Origin of the sequence: Singulisphaera photorubra, from assembly GCF_045290345.1 — a bacterium.
Lineage (GTDB): Bacteria > Planctomycetota > Planctomycetia > Isosphaerales > Isosphaeraceae > Singulisphaera.
Map to the genome: position 1 here is coordinate 7,255,697 of NZ_CP155447.1, position 16,505 is coordinate 7,272,201.

13 protein-coding genes are annotated in these 16,505 nt (G+C 61.2%); 7 read left to right on the top strand and 6 right to left on the bottom strand.

Going from position 1 to position 16,505, the window contains the following annotated elements; translation table 11 throughout:
- Window positions 1-113 precede the first annotated feature (113 nt).
- The 3 genes from V5E97_RS27325 to V5E97_RS27335 form a co-directional block, all read right to left on the bottom strand.
- A complete protein-coding gene (locus V5E97_RS27325) occupies window positions 114-1,193 on the bottom strand; it encodes a glycoside hydrolase family 130 protein (protein ID WP_406694731.1) in 1,080 nt (359 codons plus the stop codon).
- Window positions 1,190-2,335 carry a Gfo/Idh/MocA family protein gene (locus V5E97_RS27330; RefSeq protein WP_406694732.1) on the bottom strand — a complete coding sequence of 382 codons (1,146 nt, stop codon included), beginning with the start codon at window positions 2,333-2,335 and terminating at the stop codon, window positions 1,190-1,192. Before V5E97_RS27330 ends, V5E97_RS27325 begins: the two co-directional genes overlap by 4 nt.
- Window positions 2,336-2,496: 161 nt before the next feature.
- Window positions 2,497-3,462 carry an acyl-ACP desaturase gene (locus tag V5E97_RS27335; protein WP_406694733.1) on the bottom strand — a complete coding sequence of 322 codons (966 nt, stop codon included), beginning with the start codon at window positions 3,460-3,462 and terminating at the stop codon, window positions 2,497-2,499.
- Between the two features lie 1,050 nt (window positions 3,463-4,512).
- Between V5E97_RS27335 and V5E97_RS27340 the strand changes: the two genes are divergently transcribed.
- From V5E97_RS27340 to V5E97_RS27370, 7 genes are all read left to right on the top strand, one after another.
- The gene (locus tag V5E97_RS27340) at window positions 4,513-5,319 is read left to right on the top strand and encodes a hypothetical protein (protein WP_406694734.1); all 807 of its coding nucleotides are present in this window, start codon (window positions 4,513-4,515) and stop codon (window positions 5,317-5,319) included.
- A 540-nt stretch (window positions 5,320-5,859) separates the two neighbouring features.
- Window positions 5,860-6,192, top strand: a complete 333-nt coding sequence (locus V5E97_RS27345; RefSeq protein WP_406694735.1) for a hypothetical protein — start codon at window positions 5,860-5,862, stop codon at window positions 6,190-6,192.
- 323 nt (window positions 6,193-6,515) lie between these two features.
- The gene (locus tag V5E97_RS27350) at window positions 6,516-6,929 is read left to right on the top strand and encodes a DoxX family membrane protein (protein WP_406694736.1); all 414 of its coding nucleotides are present in this window, start codon (window positions 6,516-6,518) and stop codon (window positions 6,927-6,929) included.
- Between the two features lie 9 nt (window positions 6,930-6,938).
- Window positions 6,939-7,676 (top strand): RNA polymerase sigma factor, encoded by a 738-nt coding sequence (locus tag V5E97_RS27355; protein ID WP_406694737.1) that lies wholly within the window; start codon window positions 6,939-6,941, stop codon window positions 7,674-7,676.
- Window positions 7,677-8,039: 363 nt separating this feature from the next.
- The gene (locus V5E97_RS27360; RefSeq protein ID WP_406694738.1) at window positions 8,040-9,377 is read left to right on the top strand and encodes a hypothetical protein; all 1,338 of its coding nucleotides are present in this window, start codon (window positions 8,040-8,042) and stop codon (window positions 9,375-9,377) included.
- Between the two features lie 147 nt (window positions 9,378-9,524).
- Complete coding sequence (locus V5E97_RS27365) at window positions 9,525-11,174, top strand: prenyltransferase/squalene oxidase repeat-containing protein (RefSeq protein WP_406694740.1); 1,650 nt, start codon at window positions 9,525-9,527, stop codon at window positions 11,172-11,174.
- 428 nt (window positions 11,175-11,602) lie between these two features.
- On the top strand, window positions 11,603-14,377 hold the full coding sequence (locus tag V5E97_RS27370; RefSeq protein ID WP_406694741.1) for a hypothetical protein: 2,775 nt from the start codon (window positions 11,603-11,605) through the stop codon (window positions 14,375-14,377).
- Here the strand turns inward: V5E97_RS27370 and V5E97_RS27375 are convergent.
- From V5E97_RS27375 to V5E97_RS27385, 3 genes are all read right to left on the bottom strand, one after another.
- Window positions 14,352-14,594, bottom strand: coding sequence for a hypothetical protein (locus V5E97_RS27375; protein WP_406694742.1), 243 nt, complete (start codon window positions 14,592-14,594; stop codon window positions 14,352-14,354). The genes V5E97_RS27370 and V5E97_RS27375 overlap by 26 nt on opposite strands.
- Window positions 14,595-14,901: 307 nt before the next feature.
- The gene (locus tag V5E97_RS27380) at window positions 14,902-15,321 is read right to left on the bottom strand and encodes a PDZ domain-containing protein (RefSeq protein ID WP_406694743.1); all 420 of its coding nucleotides are present in this window, start codon (window positions 15,319-15,321) and stop codon (window positions 14,902-14,904) included.
- Window positions 15,322-15,496: 175 nt separating this feature from the next.
- Window positions 15,497-15,850, bottom strand: coding sequence for a DUF2500 domain-containing protein (locus tag V5E97_RS27385; RefSeq protein ID WP_406694744.1), 354 nt, complete (start codon window positions 15,848-15,850; stop codon window positions 15,497-15,499).
- Window positions 15,851-16,505: the final 655 nt, after the last annotated feature.

Here is a 16,505-nt window from a genome sequence, read left to right on the forward strand (position 1 = left end):
GCGAGTCGTTCCCGGATTCCTGTTGGCGTACGCACTCGGCGAGGTCCGGCCATTTCCCCACAACAGGCCCATCATGTTGGCGTCAATGATCTGAAACGGCGCATGCCATCACGTCAGCGAGCCATCACGTTCAGGAGGTCTCGTTCCGCGAACTCGGCAACCGCCGTGAACGCATCCGCGGCGCCATAGTAAACGAGAATCGTTCCCTGGGCTTGGTTCCGTACCAGGCCGGTCGGGAAGACGACGTTGGGTACGAAGCCGGTGACTTCGAAATCGGCTTCGGGGACGAAGAAGGGTTCGGAGGACCGGCGGAGGACCCTGGCGGGATCATCCGGGTCGAGGAGGATCGCGCCACCGAAGTAGGCGCCCACTTCGCCAGGTTGGGTCGGTTGCCGGTTCCCGTGATAGATCTCGAGCCAGCCGTCCTGGACGCGGATCGGCGGGGCTCCGGCTCCTACTCGGCCGGCTTGCCATGCGCCTCCGCCTTCGGCGCCCGCGACGGCCAGCGGAGCATGCGCTCCCCAGTGGATCAGGTCGGGCGATCGGGCAGCCCACATTTCCGGCCGGGTGAACGGAGTTCCGCAGACCGGCCGGTGCAGCGCGGCGAAGCGCCCGCCGATCTGCTCCGGGAAGAGGACCACATCCTTGTTCTCGGGACAGAAGATGATCCCGTGTCGCTCGAACGAACGGAAGTCGATTGTGGACGCCAGCGCTGTCGCGGGGCCATGGCGCGATACGGACACATAAGTGAAGTAGAATCGGCCGTCCAGCGGAGTGATCCGTGGGTCTTCGACTCCGAATTCCTCGAGTTCCGTTTGCGAGCGGAACGTGACGTCGGTGATTTCCCGGACCGCACGCCCGTCTCCGCACCGGATGACTCGCAAGTGCGAGAGGAACGTGATCCGGACCAGGCCGTCCGCCTTGTTTCTGACGACCCGCGGATCGATCGGGACCAGTTCCTCGTTGGGAACCCAGTCAACCGTCAAATCAGTGGCTGGGTCCCACCTGGGCAGGCCGGTAAACCCCGCTCGTTGTTCACGAGGTCGCTCGGCCACCCGGACCAAAAGGACGACCTCGTCTCCCGCCTGGACCGCCCCGGGATTGAAGACGCCCACGACCTCGAAATCAGGGCGGGACGGGGGCAGGTCCTCGGGCCGGAGCAGGAGCCGGGTCATCAGACGCGGGACGGTCATCGGCCGGCCTCCGCCGAACGAAGTGGATGATGAGCATGAGCCAGCGCATCGGCTTCACAGGCCGTCACGAGCGAATCTCGGCCATTGGCCTCGGTCACGACCCGCTGGTGGTTGCGATCCCGGATCCAGGCGACCTGATCCGCCATCATGGCCCGAAGCAGCTTGCTATAGAGCGGTGACTTGGCCTGGCCGTCCCCGTACGCGAGGTCGATCTTCTGGTAGACGTCGTATTCGTGGCCTCGGCCTCGGCAGGTCCGGTCCTTGCCGCCGTACGGTTCGACCACGTCGAGCCGAGCTCCAGGGAGCAAGTCGCATAATTTCCGGGTCTGCCGCTCGTCCACCACCGCGCGAATTTGAAGCCGAGTCGGCACCCAGTCATGGAGCGTGATATCTCCGCGTTCGAATACGAGCCGGAGCTCCTGGCGGTCCATTCGCCCGGTCTGGTGAAAGCCGTGGTAGAAGTTGACCCAGGGGACGTCGCCGTAGCGGACCGTGCACTGGACATGCTCCTCGATCGCGGTCCCCGGCCGAGTCCCGACCTGCGCCGCCTCGACTTGACCAGGCCCGAGCCAGCCGGCGAACATGTCGAAGAAGTGAACCCCATGCTCGATGAAGATCCCGCCGCTCTTGCTCGGCTCCCAGAACCAGTGGTTGGCCGGTAAGTTTTCGTCCGAGGCGTAGTTTTCGAACGTCCCGTGGAGCACTTCGCCGAGCATCTGTCCCTGGATCAGCCGGGAGACCGTATCGAAGAGCGGGTTGTACCGTTGCATCAGGTTTGCGACCACGAGCCGGTCTTGCTGCCGGGCCTTGGCGACCAGCTCGTCAGCCTGGGCGACCGTCATCGCCAGCGGCTTTTCGACGATCACATGCTTACCCGCCTCCAGCGCGGCCATCGCCTGGGCGTGGTGGAGGAATGGTGGGGTCGCAATGTAGACGAGGTCTACGTCGTCTCGCCGGAACAGTTTTTCCAGGTCGTCATCGTTCTCGACCCCGAACCGCGCCGCCGCGGCGAGGGCCGCCGGCCGGTGGGTACCGGCCATCGCGACGAACTTGACCCCGGGCACTTGCGTGAACTGTTGAAGTGCAAACAGGCCGAACCCGCCGCAGCCGATCACGCCCAAGCCAATGAGCTTGTCGTCCATGGATCCTGCCTTCTTTTGATTTTTTTTTCGTTGTGTGGCCCGAGTCATCCCTGGCCTTCCCAACGTTCCGTCATCATGGTCATTCGCGGCGGGAGTCGGTCTCTTTGAGTCGGATCGCTGGTGTGCGATGCCAGTGCAGACCGCTCGCGCCATCGATCCCATCAGGTCGACCGGCCTTCGATCCAGGTGTAGGGCGCCGGGGGCGTCTGGTTGATTCGTTCCGCGATCCCGTCGGCTGCCTGTTCGTAACGCTCCGGCTGCCGACAGAGATAGTCCTGGGCCTGGGCGGCCCGCCCGGTGAGCGAGCGCTGGGTGATGCCCCAGCTCTGGTTCAGGTGCTCGATGATTTGGGCGTAATCCCGGACCGTGTACGCCCCCACGCGCTGGGTGACCGTGGCAAAGTGGTCGTAGAGGTTGGGATCCTGGCCGTCGTACATCAGACGCCCGGGCATGGCGATGAGTCCCTTGAGGACCGCCCGGTAGGCGAGCGTCCCCCCTTCGGGGTCGCGTTCCATGATCTCGCCGACCACGCGGGTATAGAACGTCTCATGGCGCGCCTCGTCCCCCGCGATTCGCCGGCAGATCTTCGCGAGCTTCTCATCCCCTTGCGCGGCCGCGAGCTTGCCGACGTTCATGTGGGTGATTCGGGTCGCCCGTTCCTGGAACGCGGCGTAGATCAGGCCGGAATAACCGTCGTCCTTGCTGCGGGGGTTGAAACCGTTCTTGAGCAGGTGGTGGATGGTGAGCTCGACCGCGCGCATGTTCACTCGGCCGGTGAGCCGCAGGTAGGCGTTGAGCAGGTCGCCGTGGCGGTTTTCCTCGGCCGTCCAGCCGCGGAGCCAGTGGGCCCAGGGCTCGTCGGCGGTCCCGGTTTCGTCCCGGGCGATTCGGGAGAGCGGCAGGGTGTAGTTCGGCAACGCCTCTTCGGTGACCATGTTCCCGACCAGGACGACGAGTAACTCGTCGGAGAGCTGCTCGGCCGACTTGCGGAATGCCGCGAGTTGCTCGACCCAATCCTTCGCGCGCAGGTCCGGGAGGAAATCGGTCGGCTGCCAAGCCTGGTCCACCGAGGCGAGCAGAGACAGGTTTTCCCCAACAAACCCTTGCAAACTTTCAATCACATCCATCCCGGGTCGCCTTCCCTTGGTAGCCCGCAGTGCCCGATCCGGGTCGCCGTCCGGCTATTCTAGTTTGTTTGAGAACCATGTGATGCGCATTGGGGATTCTACGCATCCCTGCAATGGTCTTGCACGCCACTGAGAACTTCATTCGTCGCGGCACGCCGAGGATTGGGACAAATCCCCAGGAAAACAGGGTTTTCCGCTTTTCCGACGACCAGGCGTGTGTCGACTGGCTGGGATTGCGAAACGCCACTCAGGCACCCCTGGCACGAGGGTTGCATCTCCCAGCCCAGTGTCTTGTCCGTCCCGATTCAGGAAGTGTTTGCTTCCCCTGTTTCTTCGAGCGAGTGTTGAGAACCTGCCACGCAGGAGGAGGACAACCCTCGAATTTCCAGAATCCGGGTTGGTCGCGTCGCTCGACTCCTCTGTCAGACTCCTCCATCCACACGCTTGGTCGGCCAACCGTTTTTGTTGGCCTGGGAGTCGCTGTTCCAAAAAAAGGAGGTTACCCATGAATGAGGGTGTGAAGTAGAGACGCCCAGGAGCGACCTCGTTTATTTTGGATCAATTTCAGTGTAGTCAAGAACTATGCTGGAAGCAACGGAAAAAATTAAACAATTCAATGTGTGGCCTGCTAATTTACCGCTTGTCTTTATTTCCTTGTTGTTATGATGATTGGTAAGGGAGGTGGCCTGGCCAATCTTGACTTCGGATTGGGTGGTGGCGCCGATGTTAGAGTCGAATTCAAGAAAACCTGGCCGTCCTAAACGCGCGGGGCCGGCGCGTCAGACGGTTGTGGCATTGAGGGGCTCGCCGGAATGGAAGTTGTGGCTCGACGGGTTTGCCGACCACTGCCGGCTCGGGCTGGCCGATACGATTGAGCAATCGCTGCTCAGTTACGCCAAGGACCGAGGTTTCCGGGGGCCACCGAAGCGGTGACGACAATGGTGACAACGCTCATCCGCAAAGTGTGAGCGAGCGGGAGACGGCCGTGGATTCGTAAGCCACGGTTCGGTAGTGCATTTCTGTGACCTGAGGGAATAAGGAGCTTCGGAGATGGATGCATCAATCCCTAGGCCCGACGACGTGCTGGCCGTTCGCAGTCGTGTGAGTTGGCCCGCCATCGCCGCGGGGGCGATGATCGCCACGGCGATTTACTTCGTGCTGACCCTTCTGGGGGCGGCACTCGGGCTGGAGGTCGCTGTGCGAGGTGCGACCGCGCATCTGGGGGCGGGGGCTGCCATCTACTCGGTCCTGTCGCTGCTCCTGGCAATGTTCTTCGGCGGTTGGTCGACCAGCCGGTTGGCCGTCGGCGAGAGCAAGGTAGAGGCCCTTCTTTATGGCGTGATTTTGTGGGGAACACTCTTCCTGGGACTCGTCTGGCTGTTCAGCGTCGGAATCCGCACCGGGTTTGGCGCCATGGTCGGGCTTTCTTCGGGAGCCTATTCCTTGGCGATCGAGGGCGATGAGGCTGGCGGCCCGCCGTCTCACAACCTGGTCGAGAGCCTCCGCCGCCGCTACAACACGGAGCTGGGCGGCGAGAAGTTCGTTGCGGATCTCCAGAAAGCCGGCTTCACCGAGGAGCAGGCGAAGAAGGCCCAGACCGAGATCAAGGGGACGATCGACCGGCTCCATGACGACCCGTCCAGCCTTCCCGAAGTGGCGCGCGATGTCGCCAGCCGCCCCGAAGTTCAAGAGGCCGCGGGCCAGGCGACACGCAACGCGAGGCAGGCCACTTGGTGGACCCTCTTGGGTGTCATTACCTCAATGGCGGCGGTCATCACCGGTTCTCTGGTTGGCTCGGGTGAACTGCTCCAGCCCGTCCCCTTACTGGGCGTCCGCCGTCCCGCTCGCCTCGGGTAAACCCAATAACCCCCCCCTCCCGTCGTTACGGGGCGACGTCCGGCGCAATCGCCGGACGTTAGATGAAGATTTATTGGGGTTTGGGAGTTGAATTTAGTTGGATTTGGCGTGTATTTTGGATTGTAGAGTTTTTGTTGTTGCGATGTGTGCGTGGTATGTTTGGTGGCCGTCTTGGGCCTTCCGGTAGGGGCGTCACATGTTTGGCACGCTCCGTTCCCGGCTCGATGGGATCGGTGAGTGCCATTCTGCTTGGGGCAGCATTCGCAGATTTCGAGAGCCCCTCAGGATCTCCTTGGAAACAAGGCCTCGGTCGGTCCGGCAAGTCTCAATCGACCCGCCGAGTCCTCGGACAGCAGCATTAGCGGCCGCCGTCGAACAAGTTGTCCAAGCCACTTCTCGATTGATCCTGGATTTGTGTCCAATTGCGATCGAAAAGTGCGATAGGCTTACGTCTTGGACGATGGCATCCCGCTGCACCAAGGGGATCGGTCCAGGCTGGCCATGTTCTTGTTGAAACGGACAACCTCGAGGAGTACTGAGATGTCGAACGATTGGCGAGAGCGTTTGCGTGAGAAGTTGGAGGCCGACCCTTTGGCCTCGTCCGGGCCGCCGTTCGAGGTCACGGGAGTCGTTGACCCGCTCGACGATGAGACCGCCCTTCGGGCTGCAGGAATGGAGCTCAAATACAACGCGACGAATTTTCTCGGTTTCGCCCCGCGCCACCTGCGGCTCCTCAATTTTGGGACCACGCCCGTTCAGGGAGGGCAAGTCGAAATGTCCCTCCGGTTTCGTTACTACCGCTCCGGCTCGATCGGCGATGGATTGACGCTGGCCGACGAGACGTCGGAGGCGGACTTTAACGATTTGCCTTGAATTGGAAATGATTTTCAGTGATATTGCACATGATTGATTGTTTGGTCTGCGATTTCACGCGAAGCGGTCTCGGAAATTCTCTCGGCCGTTTCCTGTGCCCCTCCCCGCCGATCTCCATCGCAAACTGACGGAACCTTTGCGAGGTTCATTGTCACCTCAACGGGGCGAACGAAGGCGGTCCGGGCAAGGCCCCGGGCTGTCTCGGTGACGCTCAATTCCGTCTGACCCCAGGAAAATCAGAAAAGGCTGTAACCGATTGCTTCGGAGGGACTCTGTTTAGCGTGTAACCCACGCTTCATCCCTCAACGAAGGCAATGGAAACCATGCCCGCACTGACTACGGACAGTCTCTCGTCGATCTACATCCCGCTTCGGCTCATCTACGGCCTCGTGCCCATCGTGGCCGGGCTGGACAAATTCTTCAATCTCCTGACCCAGTGGGACAAGTACCTGCCGACCTCCGTCGCGGGTGTGCTCCCAATCAGCCCCCACACGTTCATGCTGGTCGTGGGCGTCATTGAAATCGTCGCGGGCCTGGCCGTTCTGACGAAGTTCACTCGTCTGGGCGCGTACGTCGTCATGGCCTGGTTGGTGTTGATCGCCCTGAATCTCATCCTGGTTGGCGATCTCGATATCGCTGTGCGAGACTTGGTGATGGCGGCTGGCGCCTACACGCTCGGGCAAGTGGCGGCCTTCCGTAAGGAACGGTGGGTGCCGGTCGCACTCTCATCCAACTAGGTGTTATTGATGAACCTTTTCGCAGAGTCTCGAGGAGAACCCGTCGAATCTCCGGAAAACACCGCGGAAGCACTGGTGGAGGAAGAGGTGATTCGGCGTGTGCTCGATGGAGATACGGCTTCCTTTGAGTGGATTATGCGACGCTACAATCAGCGTTTGTTCCGCGTGGTCCGCAGTATTGTCGGCGATGAGGCAGAAGCGGAAGACGTCATGCAGGAGGCTTACCTTCACGCTTACGAACATCTCCGGCAGTTCGAGGGGCGTTCGGCATTCTCGACCTGGCTGACGAAGATCGCGGTGTACGAGGCGACCAATCGCCGCCGTAAACTGCGCCGGCTTCGACTCGTGGCACCCGGCCACGCCGAGACCGACGCCATGACCTCGTCCTCGATCAATCGGGACGCCACGCAGGAAGCAAGCTTGAACGAGTTACGCCACTTGCTCGCTAGCGCCGTCGATGCGTTGCCTCCAGATTTGCGACTGGTTTTCACACTACGGATGGTCGAGGGACTCAGTACGCTTCAGACTGCCGAGTGTCTCAGCTTGACTCCCTCCAACGTCAAGGTGCGACTCCACCGTTCCCGATCCGCATTGCAGTCCTGGATTGACAATCGAATCGGTGAAGAGGTGCGGCGACTCTACGTGTTTGCCGGCGAACACTGCGATCGCGTCGTTCAAAAGGTTCTCGAGCGGCTCGCGCAAGATCGTGCTTCGGGGGAACCGGCCGGGAACTCCTTCCCGGTTTGAGGTGGGAGGGTGGCCCAGACGGGCCGCTGAGGTGAATTTAGCCCAACGGCCGGGCCGTCCTACGGGATGAGTCGCCCGGCCGGTGGAATCCCGCCTGGCGGGCCGCCGAGGTCATTCTCAACGGGCGGGCGAAACCGATTCAGACAAGACACCGGGGGTTGCCCTATCCGGCGTTGGATAGGATGCGCGCCGAGCCGGGGGAAGGTCCGTTCTGGAGATATTTGTATGAGGAATTCATGGATTCATCAAACAGGCGAAAGTCAGGGACGAGATGAGGGGGCCGATTGCAGGCTTTCTCGCGTAAAGAGGCCAGGGCGTCGGCCGGCTGGGCTCCGTGCCGTTCTGGGGCTGACCCCGGTCTTTATGATTGCGATTGTGGTCACGACCTCCTCGGGCGAATCGAAACGGCATCTGTCGGCGCTGCCGGCACGCTTGGGCCATCATCAAGATCGTTCTTCCAAGTCCGTTCCGCGTCCCGCGCAGGGGGAACATCATCGAGATCGCACTCCTAAGCCCGATCCGCGTCCCACGCTGGTGGAGCAGGGAAAACAGATCTTTCGATATGATACTTTTGGCGACGAGGCCTTTTGGGGAGGGACTTTGCGGCTCCACGAGGCCGTCGCCGGACTGACTCCGAGGCAAGCGCTGGAGCTGGGACTGAAAGTCGATTCCGAGTCGCTCCCCCCTGAACTTCGATTGCAACTGCGGCGAGGGCAGGTCGATCTGGATGATCCGGCGACCACCAGGGCATTGCTCCGGCTGGACGCTGTGGTGGGCGTGGCTGGAGTCTTCAGTCCCGATGGCCAGAACCTTCGTTCGATCGGGATCCGGTGCGCTCTGTGTCATTCCACGGTCGACGACACGTTAACGTCCGGTGTTGGTCGGCGACTCGACGGCTGGGCGAATCGCGACCTCAACGTTGGTTGGATCATCTCCGCAGCCCCCGACCTCACCGCGTTCGCGAATTTGCTGGGGGTCGACCAGGAGACGGTGCGCGCGGTTCTCCAGTCCTGGGGGCCGGGAAAATTTGATCCAATGCTGGCGCTGGACGGCAAGGCGTTCCGGCCTGATGGCGAGTCGGGGGCCGTCCTGCTCCCCCCTGCCTTCGGGCTGGCTGGGATCGACCTGACGACGGCGACTGGCTGGGGATCGATCAGCTACTGGAATAACTTCGTGGCTGTGCTGGAGATGCACGGCCAGGGCTCGTTCGTCGATCCCCGACTTAACGACCCGCAACGATTCCCGATCGCCGCGGCCAATGGATTCTTCGCCGTCACCCAGGTTCCCGACCTGGTGACCCCGAAGCTGCCCGCCTTGCGTGCCTATCAACTCTCTTTGAAGGCCCCGAGTGCTCCGGCACGGAGCATCGACGAGCGGCAGGCGACCCGCGGACGTGCCCTGTTCCGAGGCAAGGCGCAATGCGCCACTTGCCACGTGCCGCCCTTTTTCACCGAGCCGAGGGGGGATCTGCACACGCCCCAGGAGATCGGGATCGATGACTTCCAGGCGAACCGCTCGCCCACCGGGCGATATCGAACCACCCCGCTCAAGGGGTTGTGGACCCATATGAAAGGTGGCTTCTATCACGATGGCCGATTCAAAACCTTGGAGGAAGTGGTCCTCCATTACGACAGGCACTTTGGGCTGTCATTGTCCGGTCGGGAGGTGGGCGATCTGGTCGCCTACTTGAAGTCGCTCTGAGACCAAGGGGGCTGAAAGCGACGGAACTCATGGATTCAAGCCGCTGACTCTTGTTCAGAGCCCCTCTGGCTTTGTGGAGGTGCATGCGACTACACTGTTAGGAGACCCATCGCGCACACCGGCCTCTTGATCCGGACGGATCCTCCGATGCGGCATTCTCAGCGACCTCGTCTCCTACGCGTCCTCCGAGTCAAGTTCCGTCGCGTTCACGCTCGGCTCGATCGCCTGGCGCCTTTTTTGATGCTCTGGGTCCCTTCCTGGGGGACCAGTATTTTGCTCCACGCGGCAGGACTGTTGCTGCTGGCGCTTTATTTCTATGCCCATTCAGGAGGGCCGAAAGAGCTCGAAATTCGGGCGGCCATCCCGTCCCAGCTCACAGAGGACCTCCTCTCGCTGACCCCGTCCGACCACGCGGGCGACCCGTTCACGACCGAGAAGTCGGACGAAATCCCATCGCTCTCCCTCGATGCGGCCCCGCCCGATGTCAAGACGGTCAATCAGCCGGCGCTGCCGACACTTACTCAGTTCACGCCCGAACTGATGGTCCCCGATCTCTCGACCGAACTGGCTCGCGTACCGGGCAAAGGCAAGGGGATGGCCATGGCCTTGCATGTGGAAGGCCTCTCCGCGCCGTTCTCGGGACGGCAGGGGATGAGCCGGGCTCAGCTCGTTCGTAGGGAGGGGGGGACGGTGCGGTCGGAGAAGGCCGTAGAAGATGGCCTCGACTGGCTCGTCCGCCACCAGCGGCTCGACGGCGGCTGGAGCTTGAACTACCACGGTCAGTGCCAGGGCACCGGCTGCCCCGCGCAGGAATGTCTCGAGTCGGAAACGGCCGCCACCGGCCTGGCGCTCTTGCCCCTGCTGGGGGCCGGCCACATCCACAACGTCAAGACACGCTACCAGACGAATGTTCGCAAAGGGCTGGAGTGGCTGGTCCAACACCAGAAACCGAACGGCGAGCTCTATATCAACGGGGGCGATACCGCTCGTATGTACAGCCACGCGATCGCTGCGATGGCTCTGTGCGAAGCCTATGGGATTTCCGGAGAGCCGACGCTCCGGCGTCCGGCGCAGCGGGCGCTGGACTTCATCGTCGCCTCGCAGAACTCGCAGGATGGTGGCTGGCGCTACTTCCCCGAGCAGCCGGGCGACACTTCCGTTTTTGGCTGGCAGATGTTCGCCCTGCGGAGCGCCAGGCTGGCCGGACTCACGGTTCCTCGCAACGTCATCAAGGGATGCCGGGTCTACCTCGACCTGGCGGCCGTTGATGAGTCCAGAACGATGTATGCCTATCGGCCCGGGCGTGGGGCCTCCCCTGTGATGACCGCCGAGGCGCTCCTGACTCGGCAATACCTCGGCTGGCCGCGTGAGTTCCCCCCCTTGGTCAAAGGAGCCGCACACGTCGCGGCCGACCTCGAGCAGTCGTCGGAACGGAATATCTACTACTGGTACTACGCGACGCAACTCCTGCACAACATGCAGAACAAGGAATGGCCGCGCTGGAACAACCGGGTGCGCGACGGTCTGGTCGCCATGCAAGTGGGTGGCACCGGTTGCGATCGAGGCAGTTGGGATCCATTCACCCCCCAGCCCGACCAGTGGGGCCGAAGCGCAGGCCGTCACTTTCTCACGACACTCTCGCTCCTGACCCTGGAAGTCTATTACCGCTACCTGCCCCTCTACCAGCCGAGCGATTCGGATAAGGATAAACCCGAGCCGCCGCCACGAGAGGGCCCGCCGGATTCCGCCGAGAAGCCGGCACCCCTCGCTCCCCCGGTCGTTCCCCCCACGCAATGACCTGAGGCATCCCTGGGCGTTCCGCGGTTCCCCTCCCCTCTCCTTCCCGCTGGCGAGTTTTCTGGCTCAATCCCACTCTCTGAAGCTCATTCCCTGGTGGGCCGTGCCCACCCTACATGAGAATTCGGATGATGAATCCCGCTCTTGTAGGGGGGGGCACGGCCCACCATCTTCCTCTTCCTCACTCGATGGAAGACAGGAAGCCCGCGCGCTCCCCCTCAGATTTGTAATTTTGTTTGAGTGGACGCTTGCTTAATTTGCTGTTGTGTCTTCGGGTGCTGCCCTGAATTTGCGGAAGCCGCCTTCCTTTTGAGAGCGATCGGTAAAACCGTTTTTCTCGAGTTAGGCTGCGAACAATTCCTGCTTGACCTGCGTTGTGCGAGAGGCCAGATGTTAGATGCTTATTACATAACCTTGGAGTCGATGTGATGGATTCCTCTCGCCCGTGGTCTGATCGTTTGTCCTCACGTGGGGTCGCCAAGAAGAAGGGACGCCAAGAACGACTCTCCCGGCCCCGCATGGAAGAACTTGAAGCGCGGCTGAATCTGTCTTCGCTCGTAGTGGGAGCGGCTCCGGGAAGTCCACCGACCGTGAAGATCGTCGATTCCTCGGGCACGGTCGAGCAGTCGTTTCTTGCTTATGAAGGCGGGTATCGAGGTGGTGTGAGCGTTGCGTCGGGCGACGTCACGGGCGATGGCGTGAAGGACATTATCACCGGTCGGCAGCGTGGGCGTTCGGAAATCAAGGTATTCGACGGGGTGACCTTTCAGCAACTCAAGTCGTTCCTTGCGTTTGGGCCCTCGTATCGCGGTGGGGCCGAGGTGGCCTTCGGTCATTTCGGCAAGGCGGCGGGCGACATCGTGGTGGGCATGGCCCGCGGTGGCTCGGTGGTGAAGGTTTTCGATGGCCAGACTTTCGCCCAGTCCCAGAGTTTCACGGCGTTCGGATCGGGTGTGCGAGGAGTTCACCTCGCCGTGGGTAACCTTGACAACGACCCTGACTCCGAGATCATCGTTGGGTCGGGACCCGGTGGAACGCCCGTGGTCAAGGGTTTCGATCCCGCAACCGGGCAAGACCTTTATCAGTTCGTCGCGGGCACGCCCGGCAACCGGAGCGGGGTCGAGTTGACGACCGGCGACTTCGACGGCAACAAGGTGACCGACCTCGCGACGGCCCCTGACGGCCGGTCCGTCCCCGTCGTCAGCATCTGGACCCGAGGAACGAACGGCCCCGAACTCGTCAAGCAATTCCAGCCCTTCGGTCAGTCGATCTCTCGAGGCCTGGAACTCGGCACACTCCAGCCTGAGGGTTCGGACGGCGACCAGATCGGGGTTTCAGGCAACCTGAGCCGGGGCAGACGGGCGTCGGCCCTCCGCGCCAATGCCGTGACCGGGTTGGGGGTGTTCGACGGCGACGGGCAGCGGCTGGGCACGCTCTCGCAGGCCAGCCTGGGCCGCAACGGGCTGAATGTCGGCTCCGGCACCGACGAACTCAGCCAGGGGACCCCGATCGCGCCCGCGGATCAGATGCACATCATCGACTACAGCCCGACCTGGCCCTTTTGGAGCGTCAACAAGCCGACACTGACCGTCACTAAATTCATCAGCTCGACCGAGATCGAGTTTACTTTCACGCCGACGAACATGCCTTGGAGAGCAGATCTCTTTAAAGGCGCGCATCTTTATGACGTCACGGCGGGATACTATTATGGGAATGGCACGATCAAGTCGATGACCGGAAATACCCCCGGCGACTCGCCGCTGAAGAACACCTTGACCCTCACGTCGGGGGGGGACATTTTTCAGCCGAGCATCGTGGGCCATAAAGTCGTCATCGCGAATGATCAGCTCAGCGATAGTGACTTCTACAACTCCGCCTTCAAGCCGCTCTGGAATACGCCACGGTACACGGATACCGACAACTCGAAGCTGAACGATCTCCAACTGATGCAGAAAATGGGGGTCACGAAGGAGTCGAATACCGGACAGACGGCCATTCGTCTCTACGACTGGGGCGTCGAACGGGGCTTCTCCAGCACGACTTCAGGCACGTCGGAACACCTGGAATTCCTCAATGCCGTGCAAGCCGCGGGGCTCAAGGTGATCGTCCCGGTCTCGAACTTTTTCCTGGGCGACGAGAACGCCTGGGCGGGTGCGGCCCCCGACGCCAACTACAGCCCCACCACCGGGATTCCCCAGGCCATTCAGAACGACCTCACGTACTTCTTGCGGAGCATCTCCGCCGACGGCAAGGGGGGAGGTGGTCTTCACCCCGCGATCGCCGGCATCGAAGTGGGCAATGAGATCGAGCTGAACGCCGGTAAGTTGACCGGCGGGGACATGACCAAGTTGGCGCAGCGGACCCTCTGGTGGATCGTGAACATTCAGCAGCGGCTCCAGAGCAGTGGGGCGATCGACTCGAATGATCCGAACCACATCCGATTCACCACCCCGTTCTCCAACGCCGATGAAGACGTCAAGAACGTGGCCAAGAAGTCCTGGTTCGAGGTCGTCCGGAACGGTGCCAAGGCGGGCGAATTTGCGCCACTGGGCCCCCCTGTGGGGACCAAGTTCAACGCCGAGATCAAGGGCCTCGAGTCCCTCAAGGGGGCCGACTGGTACAAGACCTGGATTTACAACTCGTACCAGGTTGCCAAGCGGGGCGGCGACCTCATCAACCTCCTCGACAAGTACAATGCTCCTCGAGGAACCGGCGACTGGAATAACCAGTGGCCCGGCGAGGCCTTCCCCGTGCCGCTCGTCCTGATGGAACTCGACTCCAGCATCACGGAAGCGGGCAGTGAGGGTGAGTTCTTTAACTGGTTCGCCAACGACCAGGTCCAGGTCGCCGAGAACTTCCTCCGGGGTGAAGCGACGCTCAACAACCGCAAGATCGAAAATACGTCCTTGCTCGGCTATGCCCTCTTCGAGTTCAACCAGGAGCCGAACAAGACCCTGGCGGCAACGCCCGACTCCGAACAGACGCGCGGGATCCTGAAGTACTACAAGGACCGGGACGTCAACCACTGGCGCACGCCGACTTCGACCGTGCTCACTCCCATCACCCCGTTGACGCAGTTGCCGGGCCGGACGTTCGCACCCTTTCAGTATCCCATTTATGAGCTTTTCTCCGTCACATCCGATGACGGCGTCCGGCTGGTCGACAAGATTCAGAGCATCATCCGGGCTCCTCGGAAGAAGTAGCCTCCAGCCGTGCTGCCTGCCCTTGCTCTTGCCCCACCTCCGGCTCGTCTCGCCGAAGGAGCGGGGCCAGGGCGAGTGAGCGGATGGCCTCCAGGGCGTATTCCCAGCGGCCTTCGGCACAGAGTCCTCGGAATCCTCCATCCTCATAGGCTTCCAAGGCGGCCCGAATGCAGGCTGAGCGTACGTCCTCGGCGAGTTGCAAGTCGTGGTTCTTCAAAACGTGTGGATCCTTGAGAAGAGCCGAACAGCAAGCTTGTGCCGATGAGTCGATCGCAATCGCTTTCGAGGAATCCTCCAGAAGAATCCATGAGGCAGCAAAACGCAAGCTCCCCGCGTGCCCCCAGTTGTGCTTGCCAGCGAGAGAATTGGGGGAAATGCGACGAGGCTCCACACCGAATCGCGATTGGCGAATCGAAGCTGGGCAGGTCGGAACGAAAAAGAATGCCCGGCCCCTCCGCATGGGAGAGGCTTGGCATCATTAGCATTCGGAAATGTATGAAATTGGCCGTGATCTCTGGGCGAACTCAGCGAGTCTCTCTCGTTTCAACGCTGCGCTTCTTGGCGACACTCTTCACGTCCGGTTGCCCGAGCCGGCTCTTCACAACGTGGTGCGTGATCGATAGGCCACGTGTGTAGGTCAGCGTCACCTCGGCGTTGTTCAGGTAGGCCTCGGCAAGAATGGCCCGGAGGTGGTCGAGGCTGCGGATCACGTCGCCATCGACCTTGACGATGACATCGTGCGGCTTGAGCTGGTCACGGGCCGCATCCGAATCGGGCGTGACGGACTCGATGTGGAACCCGTGACGGATACCGATCGCCTGGCTATAGCCACCGATCCCGTAGCGCTCGAACGCGGTGGTTCGCCCGCCCTCGGCGGTTGCGAATCCCGCCGCGCCTAGGATCAAACAGGAGGCGACTATCGACCGGATCGAAGTAACGCGCATGATTCCCCTACGTGTAGAGAGACTTCGGGACGAGATGGGACGACGAATCCAGCGGCCACCGCAAGGCAGCCTGGGCCGTCCGATATCTCCTTTTCATCGCCAAGGCGCGAGTGGGGAGTGGAGCGATTGTGGGAAGCCTCGCTCTGATCTTGCCTAAGGCGCCGGTTGTGTCGGATTAGACGCGTCTTTGGAACGCATGATACCGCGTCCCCTGGTAGGTCAATGTGCCTTCGTCCCCTTCCAGGAGCAGACCGTACTCTCGTCCGGAAAGGCTGAATTCCAATCGCTCGCCTGATTTCAGCTCGAACGTTGCGAAATGATAGGTTGAAACTCGGCCATGAGAATGCGAGGACCCCCGCCCATGCAATTCGGTGCGTTTGGAGATGACGCGCGCGGGCTCCGACTGGATCGGCAGGCTGTTGTTATGCGACCACTCCGCGAAGCCGGTTACGGCTTTGTAGGCGATCGAACCGAGGATGATCACGAAGCCCACGGCAATGAATATCGGCACGATCACGAACAGTTCCATCGGGCATCCTCCGCTATGGGCGACCATCAGGGATGAACATTGCCGTTGCCTCTTCGCGCTTGAGGGCGTCAGATCGTGACCGGGACGAAACGGGGCGTCAAGAGGCGATCGGCGGGCAATTGGCCGACGAAGATGAAGATTGTTGATGTGAAAATGACGAATGGTTTAATCAGAAAAGATTTGATGGCGTTTGCGGGAAACGAACCCTTGATGAAGCTTTGTTGGATGTTGAATTGAGTCGTTATCGCGTTAAGTAATACTGAATTGTGGTCGAATTTTACCCGTAGTGTGGGCACGGCCCACCATCCCGATCTCCTTATCCAAAGGGAAGTTAAGATGGTGGGCCGTGCCCAACTTGCGGGAATTGTGGGGTCCATGATGACGTCAAGGCCGACTCGGTAAGGCGTCCTTATGCCGATGAGTAGCATTGATGACGCGGTTCCAGTGAATGTCGTTGGCCTATTGGGCTGGGCGAAACTGGCGAGAGAGGTCCTGTTTCTGGATGTCCTTTGATCAGGTCCTCACCAAACTCTTGATCCGTGCTGCTCCGTGTACGCTTCCGCGCGAGGAGCCGGAAATGAATGTCATGGCGGGCTGTTTGGGCGTATCATGCAGTTCAGTCCAGCTTTGGAGGGAATCTCTCCTTCGACCGCAT